Below are 19,602 nucleotides of genomic sequence, written 5' to 3'. Positions count from 1 at the left end.
CGGCATCCGCCATCCATTCCGGCGTCGGTTCACGATGCCGTGACGCTATCTTTGATGCTTGGCAAATCACCGGCGAGCGGGCATTCTCCCGATCGTCTCAGGCAACAACATGATTTGATCTAACTCTTTCATCCCACGGAGTTGCCAATGCCCCAAATAGCAAAACGCGAACCTTACTCCGAACTGGCGGCGAGCGCGGTTACGCCTGAACGCAGTGCCGTCCGAACCGCCCGGGAAGCCCGTGGATACAGCATCGAAGAGCTGTCCCTGGCGTGCGGGCTGGCAGCCTATGAGATTGCCGACATTGAAAGCGGCAAGGATGCCGATCCCTCGAAACGTCGGCGTATTGCCTCCGCGCTTCAACTTCCTGAAAGCGCTCTGTTTGACGAAGCCGTGTTGCCTGCCAAAAGGCGATCCGTGTCGTAGCGACGTGTCATGCTTTTATTCCACGAGCTCGCCATGGGTCGCCCTGGCGGGCTTCGTTTTTTCGGCCAGGTAGTGGACTTGCCGGCGGCCACGGTGACGCCAGACGGAAATTGCCGGAGATGAGCCTCGAATCCGTTCGCGCCTTTTTCGCCGCACACGCGCCCGACATCGACGTTATCGTCACGGAAGCCAGCTCGGCGACAGTGCCTCTGGCCGCCGAAGCGCATGGCGTAGCGCCGGCGCAGATCGCCAAGACGATCTGCTTGCGCGTCGGCGACCAGACGATGCTGATCGTGGCCAGCGGGATCTCCAGGCTGGACAATCGCAAATTCAAGGACCGGTTGGGTGGCAAGGCGCGAATGCTGGACGCCGAACAGGTGCTTGCCGCGACCGGTCATCCCGTCGGCGGGGTGTGCCCGTTCGGCCTACCGGCGCCGCTCCCGGTCTACTGCGACATCTCGCTGCGCGCCTTTGACGAGGTCGTCCCGGCGGCAGGCGCGACGAATGCCGCCGTACGGCTCAGCCCGCAACGCCTGGCCGAACTCGTCGACGCCGAGTGGGTGGATGTGTGCCAGTAGCCGTTTATCCGGGTCGTGGGATCCGCTGAGCGTTACCGCTACTCGGTCTTCTGTGGCTCTTCTTTCTTGATCGTCTGAGCGTCCGTGACAGTCGACATATCGGCCTTCTCGACGCTCGCTGTCGTCTGCGTGTCGACCGATGCCTGGACCTTTGAATGCGCGGGGCAATCCGCAGAGGCAACTGATATGGACATGGTCAGTGCCGCGGCTATTGCGAGGAATGTCTTCATGATCATTCTCCTCGTTCGTTCGATGGGCAAAGTTAGCCCGTCTGGCACCAACGGCCAAATCACATTTGTTCACACGCTGGCCCAGTAATTCAAATGGCTGCGCGGATAGCCGCTTGCCGTATCAAAGCCCACTGGCTCCGGCCGGAGGATTTTTGGCGTTAAAGATCTCGCCGCTCAGAGCCAGTCTCAGGTCTTCGGCGCTGAGCTGACCACTTTCGAACAAATCCATCACCCTGCGGCCGAGCACTTCTCTGCCTGGATCGCCGTCAGCGAGGCCTAGTTCACGGCATCGGGCATCAAGTGCCTTGGTCAACATGGTCAGCTCGGCAGGACAGGCAACCCCTTGAAGCGACATTGCATCTCTCCCCTAAGGGCGAAAGCGCGTGGCATCTTCGTAGCGTCCGCTCGCCCTTACAACTGCGGACGACGGCAATTCAAATAAAGCCAACGTTTTTCGAACTCAACATTCAAACGTACCAAAACGCGGCGCGCTCCAATGCGAGGATCCTGCTACAATACGGTATGGCCGTCCGAATAGCGGTTATCCTCGCGCTTCTCTTCGCCTTCGCCTACGGTTTCGCAAAACTCGCGGAACATTATGGCAGAGTTGGCCACAGGCCCCCTCCGTGTGAAGAATTGCCCTATCCTGATTGTCCTGACCAAAAAGCTCTTCCGCGGGAAGAAACTGAGCCTTGAGCACGCCTGTTCAGGCCAGGCCAGCCATCGGGATTGATTTAGTTCTTTCCAACCGACGGTTGGTGGACGCATTGCAGCGGATGGGCCTAGGGTTCACTACGATCCGCGCGCACCGGGCATGCCCAAACCCCCGAGTCACCCCTGCCTGATGCAAGGCGCCTGATCGAGTCCCGCCGTTCTGGCATGTGCGGCGGGACCTTTTCTTATTGAAGCTGGAATACGGGCTCACGATAAAGGTTGGCGTACGCAGCAAACGTCGCCTAGCCACTGTCGCGCGGTTTCTCGGTGGGCTTCTGGCTAGCCGCCAGCCTCCGTGCCTCGCGCACGAGTGATCGTGATCGATTCTTCGATGAGATCACGCGCCTGCGTACGTTGCGCTGGCTGCAGTGCGGCTATTGTCTGTACAGCCCAGTTTGGGGGAAAACTGGCTAAGCCTTTGGATTTTAATGGTCGGAGTGGCCGGATTCGAACCGACGACCCCTTGACCCCCAGTCAAGTGCGCTACCGGGCTGCGCTACACTCCGGACCGGTCGCGATGTATCGTGATAGACTGGGTCCGGTCAACCGAATTCGGTTGCTGTCCTGCCTGAAGCGACAGCAACGGGCATTGCCGGTCGCTGCGCCGCCCGCAGCTGCCACTGGTGGCGGTATTCGAGCGCGATGGCACCCCAGATCAAGCCAAGCAGCAGGTAGACATGGCGCCAGTGGTCGATGTCGATGAAGGTGCCGAGCCCGATATTACCGATGAAGGCGACGTAGGCGCATAGAAGATAAGGCTGCCACGGCCGGTCGCGCAGCAGAATGCGGAAGCCGGCGGCGATCGTCCAGCACGTCAGCGTCAGGAACGACACGAAGCCGAGCCAGCCGTAATCCATCAGCATCTTCAGCCAGATGTCGTGCGTGTCCTCGCCGAACATCTTGCCGAAGACGAGCGGGCCGATGCCGAACGGATGCTCCAGTGCCATCTGAAAGCCGATCGTGTAGCGGGCGAAGCGGCCGAGGCGGGCGGTGTCGTAGCTTTGTTCAAGCTGTGCGCGGTTCGAGAACATCTCGGCGACGCCCGGCAGTTGCAGGATGACGATCATTGCGATGACCAGCAGTCCGACGGCGGCGATGGTCATGACGACGACGCGCAGCCGGAACTTGCCGCTGGCGCTCTGCAGGAACAAGGCACCGGTCAGCAGGACCGCCGAAACGGCGAACATGCCCCAGGCGCCGCGCGAAAAGGAAAAGAAGATGCCGGCGGTGATGATCAGCAGCGGCACCGCCAATACAGGCATGCGCGCGACCGAGCCGGTAAGCAGCAGATAGAGCACGTAGACGCCCGGCAGCACCAGGAAAGGCCCGAACACGTTCGGGTCCTGGAACGCGCCGGCGGCGCGGTCGTATTTGGTGAAGATCTCGGCTCCCGGAAAGGCATGGAAATAGCCGGCTATGCCGACCAGCGAAGTCAGCACCGCCGACACCACATAGGCGACGAAGATCACCCGATAGAGACTGGGCCGGACCGCCGTTACCGAAGCGAAGAAAACCGCGGTTAAGGCCAGGAACAGCGAGACGGCGAGATAGAGCGGCGTGCCGGCGAGGTCCGACATCTGCGTCATCGAGATCATGCCGCCGATGTTCATGATCAACAGCAGCACCAGAAGCGGTACCCCCGCGCGCTGTATGCGCATTCCGAACAAGGGCCACACCACGATCAGCCCGATCATATAGACGTCGTACGGTGCCGGCTCGGCAATGACGAAGCCGGACAGGAAGACGCCGAGGAAAACCGCCCCTGACGCAATCAGTGCGATCAGCTTGGCGTTGACCGCCGCCGCCGGCAATTCATAGGCCGTCGCGCTCAATATGCGTTTTCCGTGTTGAGCAGGCGGATCGGCGTCAGGAACAGGATTTTGAGGTCGAACAGGAGCGACCAGTTCTCGATGTAATACAGGTCGTATTCCGTCCGCATGCGAATCTTCTCGTTGGTGTCCATCTCGCCGCGCCAGCCATTGATCTGCGCCCAGCCGGTCACACCGGGCTTGACCTTGTGACGGGCGAAATAGCCGTCGACCACCTCATTGTAGAGGAGGTTGTGCGACTGCGCGGCAATGGCGTGCGGGCGCGGACCCACCAGCGACAGCGACCCGAACAGCGAATTGAAGAACTGTGGCAATTCGTCGATCGAGGTCTTGCGGATGAAGCGGCCGACGCGGGTGACCCGCGGATCGTTCTTTGTCACGGTCTGCTTCGCCGTCGGGTCCGCCTTGTCGGTGTACATCGACCGGAACTTATAGACCTCGATGATCTCGTTGTTGAAGCCGTGCCGCTTCTGGTGGAACAATACCGGCCCCCTGCTGTCGAGTTTGATCGCGATCGCGGTCGCCAGCATCACCGGCGAGAACACGATGATGCCGATGATCGAAAAGACGATGTCGAAGGCGCGCTTGGCGACCGAATCCCAGTCGTTGATCGGCTTGTCGAAGATATCTAGCATCGGCACCGAGCCGATGTAGGAATAGGCGCGCGGCCTGAACTGCAGCGCGTTCGAATGCGCCGACAGCCGGATGTCGACCGGCAGCACCCACAGTTTCTTCAATAACTGCAGCACGCGCGATTCGGCGGTCAGCGGCAGTGATACGATCAGCATGTCGATGCGCGCGATGCGGGCAAATTCGATGAGTTCGGAAATTGTACCGAGCTTGGGATAACCGGCGACAACCGGCGGCGACCGCTTGTCGCCGCGGTCGTCGAAGATGCCGCAGATGCGGATGTCGTTGTAGGGCTGCCTTTCGACCGAGCGGATCAGTACCTCCGCCGCCTTGCCGCCACCGACGATGACGGCGCGGCGCTCCATCCGCCCATCGCGCGCCCAGCGCCGGATCAGCTTCGACATCACCAGGCGGAGACCCAGGATCAGCACGAAGCCAACAACAAACCACGTGCCGAAGAGCAGGCGCGAATAGTCTTCCGACATTTTCATGGTGAAGGCGGTGAGCGCCATCAAGGCGAACGTTCCGGCCCAGACCAGCAGGAGCCGGCCGAAATTGGCGATCGGCCGCATCAGCGCGACGATCTGGTAGCAGTCGGTGACGTCTAGCAGAACGACCGCGAGGAACGAGGTGGCGGCGATCGTCAGTGAATATTGCCAGGCAAGATAGTTGAAAAAGCCGACGTAATAGAAATAGACGGCAAGACCTGACACCAACAGCAGCGCGAATTCCACCATGCGCAGGACGCCGCTCACCATGATCGGCGACATCGTATCGCGCCGGTATTGCGAGGCGACCTGGCGGGCGACGTCGTTCATGCCGCCGGCCGTGTTGTTCTCGGCAGGGGCGTTGAATTTGCGCACCGCGTCTAGCGAAAAACGGCGCGCGGGGTCGATTTCGTTCATGGGGCGTCCGCAGGTTTCCCTCAGGTGAATAGCAAAAGAGAGCTAAGAAACCCTTGAAACAACAGATGGCTTTGGAGACGCTTTCACCAGGAGTAGCCCGGTGGAGCCCGTTGCCCTATTTTTTTTGCGCGGCGAAATAAGCCTTTTCGATTTCGGCGGCCATCACATCGGCGCCGAATCGTGCCTTGAGGTCGGCGATGCCGGGCATCAGGCCCTTGTAGGTGTCGAGATCGGCCAATGCGGCGCTTATCTTGTCGCCAAGTTCGCGCGGGTCGGGCCGGATCAGGGCAGGCGAGCTGGTGTCGAAGATTTCCGGTATGCCGCCGACTGACGTCGCGATGATCGGCTTGCCGGCGGCGAGCGCTTCCAGAACGATATAGGGCATGGCTTCCGCGCGCGAGGGAACGACGACCAGCTTGGCCAGCGTGAAGGCTAGCCTGGCCGGCATCGGCGCCAGGAAGCCGACGTCCAGGCCACGCTGACTCACCTGGGCGCGATAGCGCGGCAGGTCGTCGCCGTCGCCGACCATCAGCGCCTTCAATGGGTGGCCGAGCCGTGTTGCGGCTAGCCCCAGCGCATCGATGAAGATGTCCGGGCCTTTGAGGTCTCGCATCATGCCGATATAGAGGAGGTCAACCGCATCGTGCTCGGTCCGCACCGGCTCGAACTCGGCGGCGCGCAGGCCGTTGTGGACGAGAGCGTTCGGAATGGGCGGCTCGCCGACCTTCCTGCGATAAGTCCGTCGCTCATAGTCGGAAACAAACAGCAGGCAATCGGTGAAGCGAGCCATGAAGCGCTCGAGCGCGAAGAACAGCTTCCCCATGGCGGTGGTCTCGTCATAGTGAAGCGAGCCGCCATGCGGCGAATAAAGGCGGGCTACGCGAGACCTGGATACCCGCAACAACGAGCCGAACAGACGGGCATAGGCGCCACCTTTGGCGCCATGCCCGTGCAGCACGTCCGGCCGCAATTCTTTTATGATCCTATAGGTGCGCCGGGCCGAGGCGAGATCGCCTGGCCCGACATGCCGCTGCATCGGCGTGCGGTGAATGCCGAGCGCCAGGCTGCCCTTCATCTGTTCGAACAGCCGTTCCTCGAAATCGCCGCCCGTCGTCGAATCGCAGACGATGCCGACGGCATGGCCGGCGGCGACCTGAGCCTCGGTCAGGTCGCGCACATGCCGGAAGATGCCTCCGACCGGTGAGCGAAAGCAGTGGACGATCCTGAGTGTGTCCGCCACTTGGTCAGCACATCAAAACAGGCGTTCGCGAACATAGACTGTATCGCCGGGCAGTAGCGGGTCGGAGGTCACCACGCGTCCGGTTATCACCTTGCCGTTGATGTCGCGGGTAATGTCGACGCTCTCCTGGTTGGCGCGTGGCGTGAACCCGCCGGCGATGGCGACGGCCTTCTGCACGGTCAGGCCCGGAACATAGGAATACTGGCCCGCCGCACCCACTTCACCCATGACGAAGATCGGTCGGTAGCGATCGATTTCGACAGAAACGTCAGGATCCCGCAAATAGCCCTGGCGCAGTTTCTCGGCGATCTCGCCCTCGAGCTGCTGGGCGGTGTGGCCGCGCGCCGGCACGTTGCCGACGAGCGGCAGCGAGAGATAGCCGGATTGGTCGACACTGTAGGTGTTGGTCAATCCTTCCTGCTCGAACACTGTGACGCGGACGCGGTCGCCGGCGCCGAGGCGATAGGGCTGGTCGAGAACTTCATGGAATGCGGCCGGCGTCGGCCGGTAGCTGGAGCAGCCCGAAAGCATCGATACGGCAAGCAGCGCGCGGAAAAGGGGAGCAATGCTTTTCATGAGCGGACACGTACCTTTGAATAGCCGGCGACTCTGCGGCAAACCTTAACGATCGAGCTCGGTTATCGTCCTGTTAGGGTTAATGGCCGGTAAAGGCGCGCGGCCGGTACGGGCCGGATCGACAAATGCAGATCGTTTTCAGCCTCTTGTTTGCGGCTTGTTAGTAGAGCCTAACAGGTTCTTACCGCGATATTAACGGCTGAGTTACCATAGTTGTTTACGGTGCATGCTGACTCAGTACCGGAGCAGGGATGCATGTCCGTTCAATCCGCGGCCGCAGATGTCGACATCGATCTCAGGCAGCTTTTCGCCAGCCTGGCGCGAAACTGGTTGCGCATCCTTGTCGTCGCGCTGGTTGTAACCGGCCTGGCCTTTGCGCTCGCCTGGCTTGCAACGCCCGAATACAAGGCGGCAGCCAAGCTGGAGATCGGGCCTCGAGAATCGGAGTTCACGCGGCCAGCCGGGGCCAACGGCAACGAGCGGTCGATTCCCGACGAAGAGGCTGTGGCCACCGAGGTCCAGATCATCTCGTCCCCCGACATCCTCAAACAGGTAGCGGCGAAGCTCAACCTGGCGAAATTGCCCGAATTCGACGAGGCGCTGAAGATGTCGGCGCTGAGCCGCGCCCTTGTCCTCGTTGGCTTGAAAAGCGATCCCTTCGAGATCCCGCTGGAAGAGCGCGTGCTGGACGCAATGCATGAGAAGCTCAACGTCTATGGCGTCGAAAAAACCCGTGCGATCGCAATCGAGTTCTCGTCAGAGGATCCACAGCTTGCCGCCGCGATCCCGAACGCGATTGCAAACGCCTATATCGCCTCCAAGGGCAACGCCAAGCTCGAATCGAATTCCGCCGCCACCGACTTTCTGGCGCCGGAAATCGCGGATCTGCAGAATCGGGTGAAGGAGGCGGAAGCCAAGGTTGCCGCATTCCGTGCCCAGTCCGATCTTTTGATGGGCGGCAACAATTCGGTGCTTGCCACCCAGCAGCTGTCCGAATTGTCGAGCGAATTGTCACGGGTGCGCGCCAACCGCGCTTCAGCGGAAGCGACCGCCGACAGCGTGCGCAGGGCATTGCGCAGTGGCGGCTCACTGGATGCCGTTCCGGAGGTGTTGTCGTCCGAACTGATCCAGCGCCTGCGCGAGCGCCAAGTCGAACTCAAGAACAACATCGCCGACCTTTCCACCACCTTGCTCGACAACCATCCGCGCATCCGGGCGCTGAGGTCGCAACTCGCCGATCTCGACCGCCAGATCCGCAACGAAGCGGAAAAGATCATGAAGGGTCTGATGGCGCAGGCCGAGACGGCAAAGGCGCGCGAGGCTCAACTCGTGGCCGACGTCAACACGCTGAAGGCGGCGTCCGCCCGCGCCGGCGAAGAGCAGGTGGAACTCGATGCGCTGCAGCGCGATGCCGCGACCAAGCGCCAGCAACTCGATCTCTACTCGTCCAGCTATCTCCAGGCGGCCGCACGCAAGGATCGCAACTACCTACCTGTTGACGCTCGCCTATTTTCGGAGGCCCGGGCGCCGACCGAACCCTATTTCCCCAAGATTGGTCCGATTGTCGGCGCGGCCTTTGTCGGCTCGTTGCTCATCATGGCGATCGTCACGTTGCTGCAGGAACTGTTTTCCGGCCGTGCCATGCGTCCGGCCGCCGGTGCCCATTTCGAACACATCGAGCAGGTTGCGATGCCGGCTGTCCAGGCCGAACGCGCATCGGCCGAGCCCGACCCGCCGGTTGCGCGGTCCGAACCGGCAGTCGCCGAGATCGACGACGACAGCATCATTGAAACCAAAGTGGAGCCGGAACCCGTCGCGGTGGCGGAAGCGGCTGCCGAGAAAATCGAACCGGAGTACTCTGAAATGGCTGCTGGAGACATTGAACCGGCACGTTCTATCCTCGGCGAGATCGACATCGACAAGGCCGCGGAAAAACTGATCGCCACCGGTGCAGCCCGGGCCATATTCGTGTCACCGGAAGGCGACGAGGCGGCTGCCTCGGCGGTGCTGGTGGCGCGCGCAGTCTCCGACGCCGGGCTACGCGTGCTGCTGCTTGATCTCACCGCTTCGGGTGCTGCCTCGCGGCCGATGCTGGACAGCGGGCTGTTTCCGGGCATCACCGATCTGCTCGCCTCGCAAGCGCAGTTCAGCGATGTGATCCACCCCGATCTTTATTCGGATTGCCACGTGATTCCCGTCGGCACAGCCGATCCGGTCCGTGCCATGCGCGCCGCCGACCGGCTGCCGATCATCATGCAGTCGCTAACCACGGCCTATGATCTGGTTGTGGTCGAATGCGGGCCGGCCGACGCGCAAGGCATCAGCCGCCTGGTGGGCGAGGGCACCGAGGTGCTGCTCTCCATGCTTGAGCCGGACGACCAGGTGACGCAAGCCGCAGTCGCGCTCATCGAGAGCGGTTATCCCGACCTAACGCTGGTCACGCCAATCGGCCATGTGGCGCCGGGGCCAATGCCGGGACGGCGCTCGGCGGCCTGAGGCATTTTTCTCAAATTGAAATCAGCTGTCGTCTTCGCCTGCGGCCGGTGCTGTCTGGCCCACGGCCTTGCGGCGCAGCAGCTTGGTCAGCTTCCAGACCATTGGGCTGTGCTTGATGAATGCTTTCAGGCTTGCGCCGTGCCTGAGCGCAAGCGCCAGCGCGCGACCTTTCAGCGTCAGCGGAACCAGCGCCTCGAAATGTTGCGTTTCGACATCGCACCACAATCGCTTGTAGGGTTCGTCACCGACCGAGAAATCATAGATTTCAAAACCTGCCTCGCAGGCTTCCTGGATGTTCTCGAAGAACAGGAAGTCGCCGGGGCTGGTGTGTGCGAGTTCGTCCTCGGCGATCGCCCCGAATTCGCAGATCAGCCGCTTGCCCGAGCGGCTCGATCCGGTGACCGCACGAAGCTTGCCGGCGACTTCCAGCCCATGCAGCACGAAGGACGGATCTTCCTCTTGGAGCGCGTCGGTAAACAGCGAGCGAAAAAAAGCGCGCACCTCCGCCTCACCGAAAACATTGGCGATGCCCATCTTGCGGAAGCGGAATTCCTTCATCTCGAAAAAGGCATCGAGCAGCCTGTTCACCTCGTCCGCAGTCCTCGCCTCGATGCGGCAATGGCTGCCGACGGCCCCGAATTTGCGCGCCTGCGAGCGATGCTTCTTGCGCCTGCGCTTGCCGCTCACGCGGATGAGCAATGAATCAAACCCTCCTGCTAGGCCGGCGGCCAGAGACAGATTGGGGCTCGAAAAATGCGGCAAGGCGGAGAGCGGGTTGGCAACGCCGTCGAGATCGGGCAGCAGCCGCTCTAGCGCGACAAGATCGATATCACGCCGCGCCTTGCCAATCGCAGCCAGCATAGCGCGGATCGCCGCGCTATCGGCACTCGCCAGCCATTGCGGGTCGGCGGCGGCAAAATTGCCGTTGGCATGGCGGCCGCCCATGAACCGGGCGACGCGGAACGCTCCACTGCGAGTGACCTCCAGCGCTAACGAGAAAACCGGCCTGTTGTCGGCGCGCAGCGTCGCAACGACGACGTCGGCGCCGGTATGTGCGGCCCAGTTCAGGATCCAGCCTGCGCTCTGCGCCGGGGCAAAAAGCGCCGAACGGCAGAATTCGGCGTACGCCGCCAGCGCCGCACTATCGGCAACCGAGATCGATAAGCCGGCTTTGCCGGCCGGCAAGGCATACGGCGACGCCTCGTTGCTTGCCAGCTGATTGCCGTCAAATGACGCGGTGGCGTCAACCATACCTCAATCCTTAGGGCGTATTCGTCGCGATTGGGGGTCCGCGCAGGCGCATTCCATGCTTGATGAGCTTAGGCGCAAAAGGTGAATGAATGATCGACGGGGGCGAGGCAATTCGCAAACTGGCGCTCAATCTCGCCCGCTATTCCGGTCTCGCGCCGCTGGCCAAGCCGTTTATCGGCGGCGTTGGCGTCATCCTGATGCTCCATCGGGTCACCGCGACGCCGGAAAAGCCGAATGGCGTCAACCGACACTTGAACATCGCGCCTGGGTTCCTCGATATCGTGATCGCCGACATGAAGGCGAACGGCTACAGGTTCGTCACGCTGGACGAGGCGATCGAGCGCATCAAGGCCGGCGACAAGGACGGCCAGTTCGCGACGATCACCGCCGACGACGCCTATCGAGACAACATGACCGAGGCGCTGCCGGTGCTGGAGAAGCACGGCGCGCCGATCACCATCTACGTCGCGCCGGGACTGATCGACGGCGCTGCCGATCTGTGGTGGGACGTGGTTGAGGATATCGTCAATGCGCGCGATCGCCTGACGCTGGCGACGCCGGACGGCCCGGTGACGATCGACTGCTCGAATCGGGGAAAAAAAGTCCAGGCCAATGCGCGCCTGCACGCCTATCTGACGCTGAAGGTGCACGAGCAGGACCAGCGTGCGGTGTTGCGCGATCTGGCGCGCTCGAACGGCATCGAGTTGGGCGGTCCGCGCCCGAGCACGCTGATGAACTGGGACGAGATCCGCACCATGGCCGGACACCCGCTGGTGACGATCGGCGCGCATAGCGTCAATCATTGCAATCTGAAGCGGCTTTCCGAGAGCGACGCGCGGCATGAGATCGGCGACGTCAAGCGCATATTGCAGGCCAAACTCGGCGAGGAGCCGCGCCATTTCGCCTATCCCTACGGTCATGCCAGCGCAGTCGGCCGCCGCGAAGTGGGCCTTGTCCGCGATGCCGGCTATGCGTCGGCGGTGACGACCCGCCACGGCGTACTGCGCGCCGAGCATGCCGGGTTCCTGCATGCCCTGCCGCGCATTTCAGTCAACGGCCGCTATCAGAGCATCGCCCACATCCGAACCATGTTGTCGGGCGTGACGACGCCGCTGGCCAATGCTGGCAAGACGGTGGTGACGATTTAACTGTTGCCTCGGCCCTTCGGCCGCGGCTCGAGGATCAGCCACTTGATGATGCCCATCGCCGGCAGCACCCACAAAAGCCCGCTCAGCAGGAAGAAGATGAAGTGCGCCAGCGGCCCGGACTGCGACAGTTGGGCGACCGCGACGATCGAGGCGACCAGCGCATAGACGACGACCAGCACTACCAGCAGGAAGCTTCCGATCAGCTTTTTCAGGCGAATGGGCATGGCGCGATCTCGTTGATCGCTATCGCTTAGGCCGAACGGCGAATGCGCGCAACCCGCCAGAAACGGCGCGACGGCGTGCCGCGTCGCCCGGCCTTGCAAGCCGGGTTGCGATGGTTCACCAATCCGCGACTTCAACTGCCGGGACAAACCCATGGCTGCTGCCATATCCGACGACGCGCCCTTCGCCGCCCGCGATCGAGACGTTCGCAATCGTGCACTGGTGCGCGGTTGGCTCTATGTCGTGCTGCTCGTGCTGTTTGCGCTGGTGGTGGTCGGCGGCGCTACGAGGCTCACCGATTCCGGCCTGTCGATCACCGAATGGGAGCCGATTCACGGCGTCATCCCGCCGCTCAACGATTCCGAGTGGCAGGAGGAGTTCCTGCGCTACCAGCAGATCCCGCAATATGCCGAACTCAACAAGGGCATGAGCATCGTGGCGTTCAAGTCGATCTTCTGGTGGGAATGGGTGCATCGTATCCTGGCACGTAGTGTCGGCGCGGTCTTCGCCCTGCCGCTGCTGTTCTTCTGGGTGACGCGCCGCATTGAGCGGGGCCTCGGCACGAGATTGTCGGGCATCCTCCTGCTCGGCGGGCTGCAGGGCGCGATAGGCTGGTGGATGGTGGCATCCGGCCTGGTTGACCGGGTTTCGGTCAGCCAATACCGGCTGGCGACGCATCTGACGCTGGCGGCGCTGATCTTCACGGCGACCATGGTTGTCGCGCGTGGGCTGGCGCCGCACTCGGAACCTGCCGCCGACCGCTCGACGCAACGTCTGGCCGGCATTCTGGTACTGCTGGCGCTGGTCCAGATCTATCTCGGCGGGCTGGTCGCGGGGCTTGACGCCGGCTTGAGCTACAACACCTGGCCGCTGATGGACGGCAAGCTGGTCCCTGGCGACCTGCTGCTGCTCGAGCCGGCGTGGCGCAATTTCTTCGAAAATCCGAAGACAGTGCAGTTCGTCCACCGGATCGGCGCCTACACGATCTTCGCGGTCGCGCTCTGGCATATGATCGCGACACGCCGGCGTCTGCCCGGCACGACGCATGCCCGACGCGCGACGCTGCTGTTCCTGATTGTCGTGGTGCAGGCGTCGATCGGCATCGGCACCCTGTTGATGCAGGTGCCGCTGCACATGGCCCTGACGCATCAGGCATTCGCGCTGGTTCTGCTGGGCTTCGCCGCTGCGCATTGGCGCGGTACCAAGGGCGCTTACCCGCTGCCCCACGAGATCGCTCTCAGAGGCTGAGCCGCACCCGCCAGATTGCTGCGGCAATCGCCAGCTCGCGGTTTTCGTCGACCGCATTGCGATCTTCATGGTGCCATGCAGCCGACAGGCAGCCATAGGCAACGGCGTGGTCCAGTACGGCAGGCCCCGTCTGGCCGAGCGTGGCGCCAAAGACTTGCGCCATATGGGCGATCCGCCTCGGATCGAGGCAAAGATCATCTCGGTCGAGTGGGTTGTAGAACATGTTGGCGGCGTCGAAACCCAGGTCGCCGAGGACGCCCTTCGGATCGATCGCCAGCCAGCCGCGTGGACCGTGCATGATGTTGTCGTGATGCAGGTCGCCATGCAGCGGCCGTACGTCGTGCGGATTGGACAACAGCCGTTCCGCGATTTCGGCAGCTTCGACATACAGGCTCTTTTCGCCGGCGGCGCGATCGGCCTTCGCCTTTTTGAACAGGCTGGAAAACCGTCTCCGCAACGGCTGAAGGTCCGGCGGGGCGGCGTGCTTCGACGGCGAGACCAGTCTTGCCATCACCTCGGCCGCGATGGCGGTGGCGGCATTGTCGTCCTGATCCGCAATGATCTGTGACAGCGAGATTTCGCCGGCGTATTCGAGCAGCATGCGGTGGCCGTCGCGGCCGAGCAGCCGCACCGCGCCTTCGCCGCGTCGCCAGGTGAGGAAATGCTCGCCACGCAACTCGTCCTCCACATCGTCGAAAGGCTTTAGATCCTTGACGATTGCCGGTGAGCCGTCCTCGCGAACAACTTTCCAGATGCGGCTACCGAACGTTTCGGCAATGAGCTCCGGCGCGCCGACCTTCCAGCGCTTTGGAAATCTCGGCGCATCCATTCAAAGGCCGAGCATCAGATCCATGTTCTGCACAGCGGCGCCCGAGGCGCCCTTGCCGAGATTGTCGTAGACGGCAATCAGCAGCGCCTGCGCCCTGTTATCATTGGCAAAGACATAAAGCTTCATCCGGTTGGTGCCGTTGTAGATCTCCGGATCGATGTCGGGCATGCGTTCCTGATGCAGATACGGCGCCACCTCGACCACGCCGCCATCGATGGAAGCGAAATGATCGGCGATTGCCGCATGAAGCTCGGCGCCGGTCGGCACATGGTCGAGGCCGCCGAGTTGCAGCGGCACCACGGTGATCATGCCTTGCGCGAAATTGCCGACTGCCGGCTGCATGATCGGATCGTGCGAAAGCTTGGCATAGGTCCTTAGCTCAGGCACGTGCTTGTGCTGCAGCGTCAGCCCGTAGGGCAGGAATTCCGGCGCATCTTCGCCCTTGGCGACATAATCCTCGATCATCGGCCGGCCGCCGCCGGAATAGCCGGAAATGCCGTTGACGGTGACCGGAAAATTGGCCGGCAACAGCCCCGCCGCAACCAGCGGCCGCAGCGTCGCGATCGGTCCTTGCGGCCAGCAGCCCGGATTGGCGACGCGCTTCGCCGAAGCGATCTTCTTCGCCTGTTCCTTTTCCATTTCGGCGAAACCATATTCCCAGCCCTCGGCGACGCGATGCGCCGTCGAGGCGTCGATCACCTTGGTGGTGTCATTGGCGATCAGCGAAACGCTTTCCTTAGCGGCCGCGTCCGGTAGGCAGAGGATCGCAACATCGGCGGCATTGAGGAACTCGGCGCGCGCTGCCGTTTCCTTGCGGCGTTCGGCCGGGATGGAGATGATTTCCAGGTCGCCGCGCTCGGCAAGCAGCGCCCTTATCTGCAAACCGGTGGTGCCGTGCTCGCCGTCGATGAAGATTTTCGGTTTCATTGCCTGCCAAAATTCCTGTTATCTCAAAGCTATATGCCGCTTGCCTGATTCAATCCGGCAACGCTGTGGTTGCTCTGGTTCATGTCCTCGAGCCGGGCCTTTCGTTCCGCCAGCAGCCCGAGATAGTGCATGGCCACCATCGAGCCGGCAATTGCCGTTATATCGGCGTGATCATAGGCTGGCGCAACCTCGACGACGTCGGCGCCGACGATATCGACCTGGTTGATCTGGCGCAGCACCGACAGGATCTTTGCCGAAGACGGGCCTCCCGCGACCGGCGTTCCCGTGCCGGGCGCAAAAGCCGGATCCAGACAATCGATGTCGAAAGTGACGTAGGTCTTCTTGCCGCCCGTACGGTCGACGATGGCATAGGCGATGTCGGACGCCCGCATTTCCTCCACTTCATGGCCATATAGGATCTTGATGCCGAATGTGTCGGGCGCATGGGTTCGGATGCCGATCTGGATCGAGCGGTCGGGATCGATGATGCCTTCCTTGACCGCACGGCCGACGAAGGAGCCGTGATCGATGCGCTTGCCGTCGTCGGGCCAGGTGTCCTGATGTGCGTCGAACTGCACCAGGGCCAGCGGGCCGTGGATGGCGGCATGCGCCTTGAGCAGCGGCCAGGTGACGAAATGATCGCCGCCGAGTGAAAGCAGAAAGGCGCCGGATTTCAAGATCTTCGCCGCTTCGCGCTCGATCGTGGCAGGCGTCTTCTGGTGATTGCCGCTGTCGAGCAGGCAGTCGCCAAAGTCGATCACAGCAAGCTGTTCGAACAGGTCGCGCGAAAACGGATATTGCGGATCGTTGTCGAGGATGGCCGAGGCGCGGCGAATCGCCTGCGGTCCGAAACGAGCGCCCGGCCGATTGGTGACCGCCGCATCGAAGGGAATGCCCCACACCACTACATCGGCGCCCTTCACGTCCTTCGAATATTTGCGCCGCATGAACGACAGCGCGCCGGCATAGGTCGGCTCAAACGACGCGCCCGTCCTGGAGCGGGTGGTGAAGGCGTGATCGATGGTCCTTGGCGGCATGAAGCGATCTCCTGTGCGTCGACGCGCAACCTTATTGGACATAATTCTCAGAATTGCGACCCCTGCGGAGGATCACGGCCATTCGATCCGGTCACAAATCCTTGCTCGCCAGGCGAACCCCGCATGGCCGGCCCGGAGATTGCCTGGTAAATAACCGAAAGTAGCCGCCAACGGCTGCTTCGGCCGGCATTGATCTGATTTTCCTGCGTTTGCGAAGCCGGCTTCGTTCACCTGCCTGTCACGGGCATCGCTTAACCGGGGTGCGATCCCGGTACGGAGCGATTCTCGTGCGAACGACTTGTCTCATGCGAACGATTTGGCTGAGCCTTCTGCTTTCCGCGGCGCTGGTGGTCTCCCTTGGCCAGGCATTGGCGGGTGAAACGCGCGCCAGGCAGATTCTCGACCGTTTCGAGCACGCCAACCAATGGCGCGACCATGTGATGGTGGCCGCGCACCGCGCCGGCGGCATGCAGGCCGGCAAGACGCTCTATCCCGAAAACTCGATCGCCGCCGTCGAGGCGTCGATCGCAATGGGCGCCGAAATCGTCGAGGTCGACATCAGGCGCTCGAAGGACGGAGAATTCGTCGTCATGCATGACAGCTGGCTTGACCGCACCACGACCTGCAAGGGCGAGGTGGTCAACCGCACATTGGCCGAACTCAAGACCTGCCGATTGGTGATCGAAGGCACCGGCGCCGTTACGGGCGAGACGGTCTCGACGTTGCGCGAGATGCTGGTGGCGACCAGGGACAGGATTCTCGTCAACCTCGACAACAAGCTCGACACCGGAAGCCTCGCCGGCATGGTCGCCGTCGCCCGCGATCTCGGCATGGCCGAACAGGTGATCGTCAAAGAGAACCTGTGGAATGCGGAGAGGATCGCCAGGGTCAAGGCTGCCATGGCCGAGATCGGCAGCGGCTTCCAGTTCATGCCGATCATCGCCGATGACGCGGTTCGCGACGCCATGTTTGCCGAGGAAGTCAGCCGGGCCTTCCCGATGCGCGCAGTCGAGATGATCAACTGGCGCATGGGATCAGAGACGCTGACGGAGACCGGCGGCCCGCTGTTCAGCTCGCGCATGCGCGCGCTGGCGGTGAGGGGCGACTGGCACATCTGGGCCGACACCTATGCCATCGTCAACAAGCCAGGCGGCTTCCTCGCCGGCGGTCGCGGCGACGAGCTGGCGGTTGCGGGCAGCCTGCCGCGCGAGACTTATGGCTTCTGGGTCGAGCGCGGCGCCACCATCATCCAGACTGACGAACCGAAGGCGGCCATCGGTTGGCTGGCGGCGAACGGTTTTCGCGTGCCCTACGCCGGTGAGAAGCGCCCGGCCGAGCCGGCGAATACGGCTAGCATTAACTAACGCCCGGCACGACCCGGAGCGATTGCGGCGCTACGCGTGAGCGGGGACATTGCCGGCGATACTGTCCAATTCCTCGATCGCATCTTCGGACAACGCGAGATCGCCCGCGGCGAGGTTCTCCCTGAGATGCGCGACGGAAGACGTGCCTGGGATCAGAAGAATGTTGGGCGCGCGGCGAAGCAGCCAGGCGAGCGCGACCTGCATGGGCGTGGCGCCGAGGCGTGCGGCGACCTTGGACAAGGTCGACGACTGCAACGGATTGAAGCCGCCAAGCGGGAAGAACGGCACATAGGCGATGCCGTCGCGGGCGAGATCGTCAATCAAGGCATCGTCGCCCCGATGCGCCAGATTGTACTGATTCTGCACGCAGACGATCTTGCAAATCCTGCGGCCTTCGGCGATCTGCGCAGCGGTGACGTTGCTCAGCCCGATGTGGCGCACGAGGCCCTGTCGCTGAAGCTCGGCGAGCGTCGCAAGCGGCGCCTCGATCGACCCTTCGGCGGGGCCATGCGCGTCGAACATGATCCGAAGGTTGACCGCCTCCAGCACGTCGAGCCCGAGATTGTGCAAATTGTCGTGCACCGCCTGGGTGAGTTCTTGGGCCGAGAAGGCCGGCAGCCACGATCCGCCCTGGCCGCGCCTGGCGCCGATCTTGGTGACTATAAGGAGGTCGTCAGGATAGGGTGCGAGCGCTTCGCGGATCAACAGGTTGGTCACGTGCGGGCCATAGAAGTCGCTGGTGTCGATGTGGTTGACGCCTTGTGCAACGGCTTCGCGCAGCACGGCCAATGCCGCGTCGTGGTCCTTTGGTGGGCCGAAGACGCCGGGCCCTGCGAGCTGCATGGCGCCGTAGCCGAGCCGTCTGACTTTGCGGTCGCCGAAGATGAATGTGCCGGACTGGTCGATACTGGACATTGTCTTTCTCCTTCAGGAACGGTGCACAGATAGACGCTGTCCGATCTCATGATAATTGGGTACAATTCGCACGGGCTGTGCGGAATGACGAACAATGCAGATTGATCTCGGGGACCTGAACGCCTTCGTGGCCGTAGCGCGCGCCAAAGGTTTTCGGGATGCGGCACGCGCCAGCGGCGGCAGTGCGTCCGGCTTGAGCGAGGCGGTGCGGCGCCTGGAGACGCAGCTCGGTGTCAGGCTGCTCAACCGGACGACCCGCAGCGTTGTCCTAACGGAAGCCGGCGAAGGCCTGCTGGCGCGGCTCGGTCCTGCCTTGACCGAGGTGGAGTCGGCCGTCGACGTAGTGAACGGCTTTCGCGACAGGCCGGCAGGTACGTTGCGCCTCAATGTGCCGGTCAGCGCGGCGCGGCTGGTACTGCCCAGCATCGTTCCGCCTTTTCTCGCCGCCTATCCAGGCATCCGGTTGGAGGTGATCTCGGAGGAGAGCTTCGTCGATGTGCTGGCGGCGGGGTGCGACGCCGGCATTCGCTATGAGGAGCGGCTGGAGCAGGACATGATCGCTGTGCCGATCGGACCGCGCGTGCAGCGCTTCGCCACCGCCGCCAGCCCGGCCTACCTGGATCGTCATGGCCGGCCGCAACACCCGCGCGACCTGCTCAGCCACGCCTGCCTGCGCGGCCGCTTTGCCAGCCGTGCGATGCCGCCGTGGGAATTCGAGCGCGACGGCGAGGTGGTGCGGGTCGACCCGACGGGGCCGCTTCTCGTGACCCTGGGCGGGGCGACTGACCTCAAAGTCGATGCAGCCATCGCCGGCACGGGCATCATCAGCCTGTTCGAGGATTGGCTACGTCCTCACTTCGAGAGCGGAGCGCTCGAACCGCTGCTTGAACCCTGGTGGCAGAGCTTCTCCGGGCCGTTCCTTTACTATCCCGGCCGGCGCCTCGTGCCGGCGCCGTTGCGGGCGTTCATTGACTTCATCAAGGCGTCCGCCGGCCAGCCCTGACACCCGGAAGAGTCGCGCCCGAAAATAAGCGCGG

At 62.7% G+C, this 19,602-nt stretch carries 19 protein-coding genes and 1 tRNA gene; 7 read left to right on the top strand and 13 right to left on the bottom strand.

All coding sequences use genetic code 11. From position 1 onward, the window contains the following. Nucleotides 1–147 precede the first annotated feature (147 nt). Nucleotides 148–426 carry a helix-turn-helix domain-containing protein gene (locus NKJ13_RS18890; protein ID WP_023674515.1) on the top strand — a complete coding sequence of 93 codons (279 nt, stop codon included), beginning with the start codon at nucleotides 148–150 and terminating at the stop codon, nucleotides 424–426. A 119-nt stretch (nucleotides 427–545) separates the two neighbouring features. Continuing rightward, entirely contained in the window at nucleotides 546–1,004 is a 459-nt protein-coding gene (locus NKJ13_RS18885) for a YbaK/EbsC family protein (RefSeq protein WP_352477179.1), read from the top strand. 38 nt (nucleotides 1,005–1,042) lie between these two features. Here the strand turns inward: NKJ13_RS18885 and NKJ13_RS18880 are convergent, their stop codons facing one another. From NKJ13_RS18880 to NKJ13_RS18850, 7 genes are all read right to left on the bottom strand, one after another. After that, nucleotides 1,043–1,234, bottom strand: a complete 192-nt coding sequence (locus NKJ13_RS18880; protein ID WP_352477180.1) for a hypothetical protein — start codon at nucleotides 1,232–1,234, stop codon at nucleotides 1,043–1,045. Between the two features lie 121 nt (nucleotides 1,235–1,355). After that, entirely contained in the window at nucleotides 1,356–1,550 is a 195-nt protein-coding gene (locus NKJ13_RS18875; protein WP_254817574.1) for a hypothetical protein, read from the bottom strand. Between the two features lie 827 nt (nucleotides 1,551–2,377). Then, nucleotides 2,378–2,454, bottom strand: a tRNA-Pro gene (locus NKJ13_RS18870). A gap of 36 nt (nucleotides 2,455–2,490) precedes the next feature. Further along, complete coding sequence (locus tag NKJ13_RS18865) at nucleotides 2,491–3,780, bottom strand: O-antigen ligase family protein (RefSeq protein WP_352703124.1); 1,290 nt, start codon at nucleotides 3,778–3,780, stop codon at nucleotides 2,491–2,493. After that, the gene (locus tag NKJ13_RS18860) at nucleotides 3,777–5,312 is read right to left on the bottom strand and encodes an undecaprenyl-phosphate glucose phosphotransferase (RefSeq protein WP_352738298.1); all 1,536 of its coding nucleotides are present in this window, start codon (nucleotides 5,310–5,312) and stop codon (nucleotides 3,777–3,779) included. Before NKJ13_RS18860 ends, NKJ13_RS18865 begins: the two co-directional genes overlap by 4 nt. Nucleotides 5,313–5,427: 115 nt before the next feature. After that, nucleotides 5,428–6,552, bottom strand: a complete 1,125-nt coding sequence (locus NKJ13_RS18855; protein WP_352738299.1) for a glycosyltransferase family 4 protein — start codon at nucleotides 6,550–6,552, stop codon at nucleotides 5,428–5,430. 12 nt (nucleotides 6,553–6,564) lie between these two features. Beyond that, on the bottom strand, nucleotides 6,565–7,128 hold the full coding sequence (locus tag NKJ13_RS18850) for a polysaccharide biosynthesis/export family protein (RefSeq protein ID WP_352689375.1): 564 nt from the start codon (nucleotides 7,126–7,128) through the stop codon (nucleotides 6,565–6,567). A gap of 255 nt (nucleotides 7,129–7,383) precedes the next feature. Here NKJ13_RS18850 and NKJ13_RS18845 point away from each other — a divergent pair, with 255 nt between their 5' ends. Further along, entirely contained in the window at nucleotides 7,384–9,624 is a 2,241-nt protein-coding gene (locus NKJ13_RS18845; protein WP_352689373.1) for a GumC family protein, read from the top strand. Nucleotides 9,625–9,645: 21 nt separating this feature from the next. On the opposite strand, the gene NKJ13_RS18840 is transcribed toward NKJ13_RS18845, so the two are convergent. Further along, nucleotides 9,646–10,875 (bottom strand): GNAT family N-acetyltransferase, encoded by a 1,230-nt coding sequence (locus NKJ13_RS18840; RefSeq protein ID WP_352777999.1) that lies wholly within the window; start codon nucleotides 10,873–10,875, stop codon nucleotides 9,646–9,648. An 89-nt stretch (nucleotides 10,876–10,964) separates the two neighbouring features. Here NKJ13_RS18840 and NKJ13_RS18835 point away from each other — a divergent pair, with 89 nt between their 5' ends. Then, nucleotides 10,965–12,023 (top strand): polysaccharide deacetylase family protein, encoded by a 1,059-nt coding sequence (locus NKJ13_RS18835; protein ID WP_352689370.1) that lies wholly within the window; start codon nucleotides 10,965–10,967, stop codon nucleotides 12,021–12,023. Here NKJ13_RS18835 and NKJ13_RS18830 read toward each other — a convergent pair. Beyond that, on the bottom strand, nucleotides 12,020–12,247 hold the full coding sequence (locus NKJ13_RS18830; protein WP_254817582.1) for a DUF2842 domain-containing protein: 228 nt from the start codon (nucleotides 12,245–12,247) through the stop codon (nucleotides 12,020–12,022). The genes NKJ13_RS18835 and NKJ13_RS18830 overlap by 4 nt on opposite strands. A 151-nt stretch (nucleotides 12,248–12,398) precedes the next feature. On the opposite strand from NKJ13_RS18830, the gene NKJ13_RS18825 reads away from it, so the two are divergent. Further along, the gene (locus tag NKJ13_RS18825) at nucleotides 12,399–13,493 is read left to right on the top strand and encodes a COX15/CtaA family protein (protein ID WP_352689369.1); all 1,095 of its coding nucleotides are present in this window, start codon (nucleotides 12,399–12,401) and stop codon (nucleotides 13,491–13,493) included. Here the strand turns inward: NKJ13_RS18825 and NKJ13_RS18820 are convergent. Genes NKJ13_RS18820 through speB form a run of 3 tightly spaced genes read right to left on the bottom strand, consistent with a single transcriptional unit; the run spans nucleotide 13,483 to nucleotide 16,286 of the window. Continuing rightward, a complete protein-coding gene (locus NKJ13_RS18820) occupies nucleotides 13,483–14,322 on the bottom strand; it encodes an aminoglycoside phosphotransferase family protein (RefSeq protein WP_352506482.1) in 840 nt (279 codons plus the stop codon). The two genes, NKJ13_RS18825 and NKJ13_RS18820, sit on opposite strands and share 11 nt — an antisense overlap. Beyond that, nucleotides 14,323–15,249, bottom strand: a complete 927-nt coding sequence (argC, locus tag NKJ13_RS18815) for an N-acetyl-gamma-glutamyl-phosphate reductase (protein ID WP_352506481.1) — start codon at nucleotides 15,247–15,249, stop codon at nucleotides 14,323–14,325. Between the two features lie 29 nt (nucleotides 15,250–15,278). After that, nucleotides 15,279–16,286: an agmatinase gene (gene speB / locus NKJ13_RS18810; protein ID WP_352477301.1), complete on the bottom strand. Its 1,008-nt coding sequence runs from the start codon at nucleotides 16,284–16,286 to the stop codon at nucleotides 15,279–15,281. A 305-nt stretch (nucleotides 16,287–16,591) separates the two neighbouring features. On the opposite strand from speB, the gene NKJ13_RS18805 reads away from it, so the two are divergent. Then, nucleotides 16,592–17,650, top strand: coding sequence for a glycerophosphodiester phosphodiesterase family protein (locus tag NKJ13_RS18805; protein ID WP_352777997.1), 1,059 nt, complete (start codon nucleotides 16,592–16,594; stop codon nucleotides 17,648–17,650). A 30-nt stretch (nucleotides 17,651–17,680) separates the two neighbouring features. Here NKJ13_RS18805 and NKJ13_RS18800 read toward each other — a convergent pair whose 3' ends face one another. Further along, on the bottom strand, nucleotides 17,681–18,565 hold the full coding sequence (locus NKJ13_RS18800) for an aldo/keto reductase family oxidoreductase (protein ID WP_352703099.1): 885 nt from the start codon (nucleotides 18,563–18,565) through the stop codon (nucleotides 17,681–17,683). Between the two features lie 94 nt (nucleotides 18,566–18,659). On the opposite strand from NKJ13_RS18800, the gene NKJ13_RS18795 reads away from it, so the two are divergent. Then, nucleotides 18,660–19,568, top strand: a complete 909-nt coding sequence (locus NKJ13_RS18795) for a LysR family transcriptional regulator (RefSeq protein ID WP_352703097.1) — start codon at nucleotides 18,660–18,662, stop codon at nucleotides 19,566–19,568. The last annotated feature ends 34 nt before the right edge of the window (nucleotides 19,569–19,602 follow it).

Source organism: Mesorhizobium sp. M0174 (genome assembly GCF_040322275.1).
GTDB lineage: Bacteria > Pseudomonadota > Alphaproteobacteria > Rhizobiales > Rhizobiaceae > Mesorhizobium.
The sequence above is the reverse complement of the archived record's forward strand: the minus strand, read 5'-3'. Positions and strand labels throughout refer to the sequence as shown.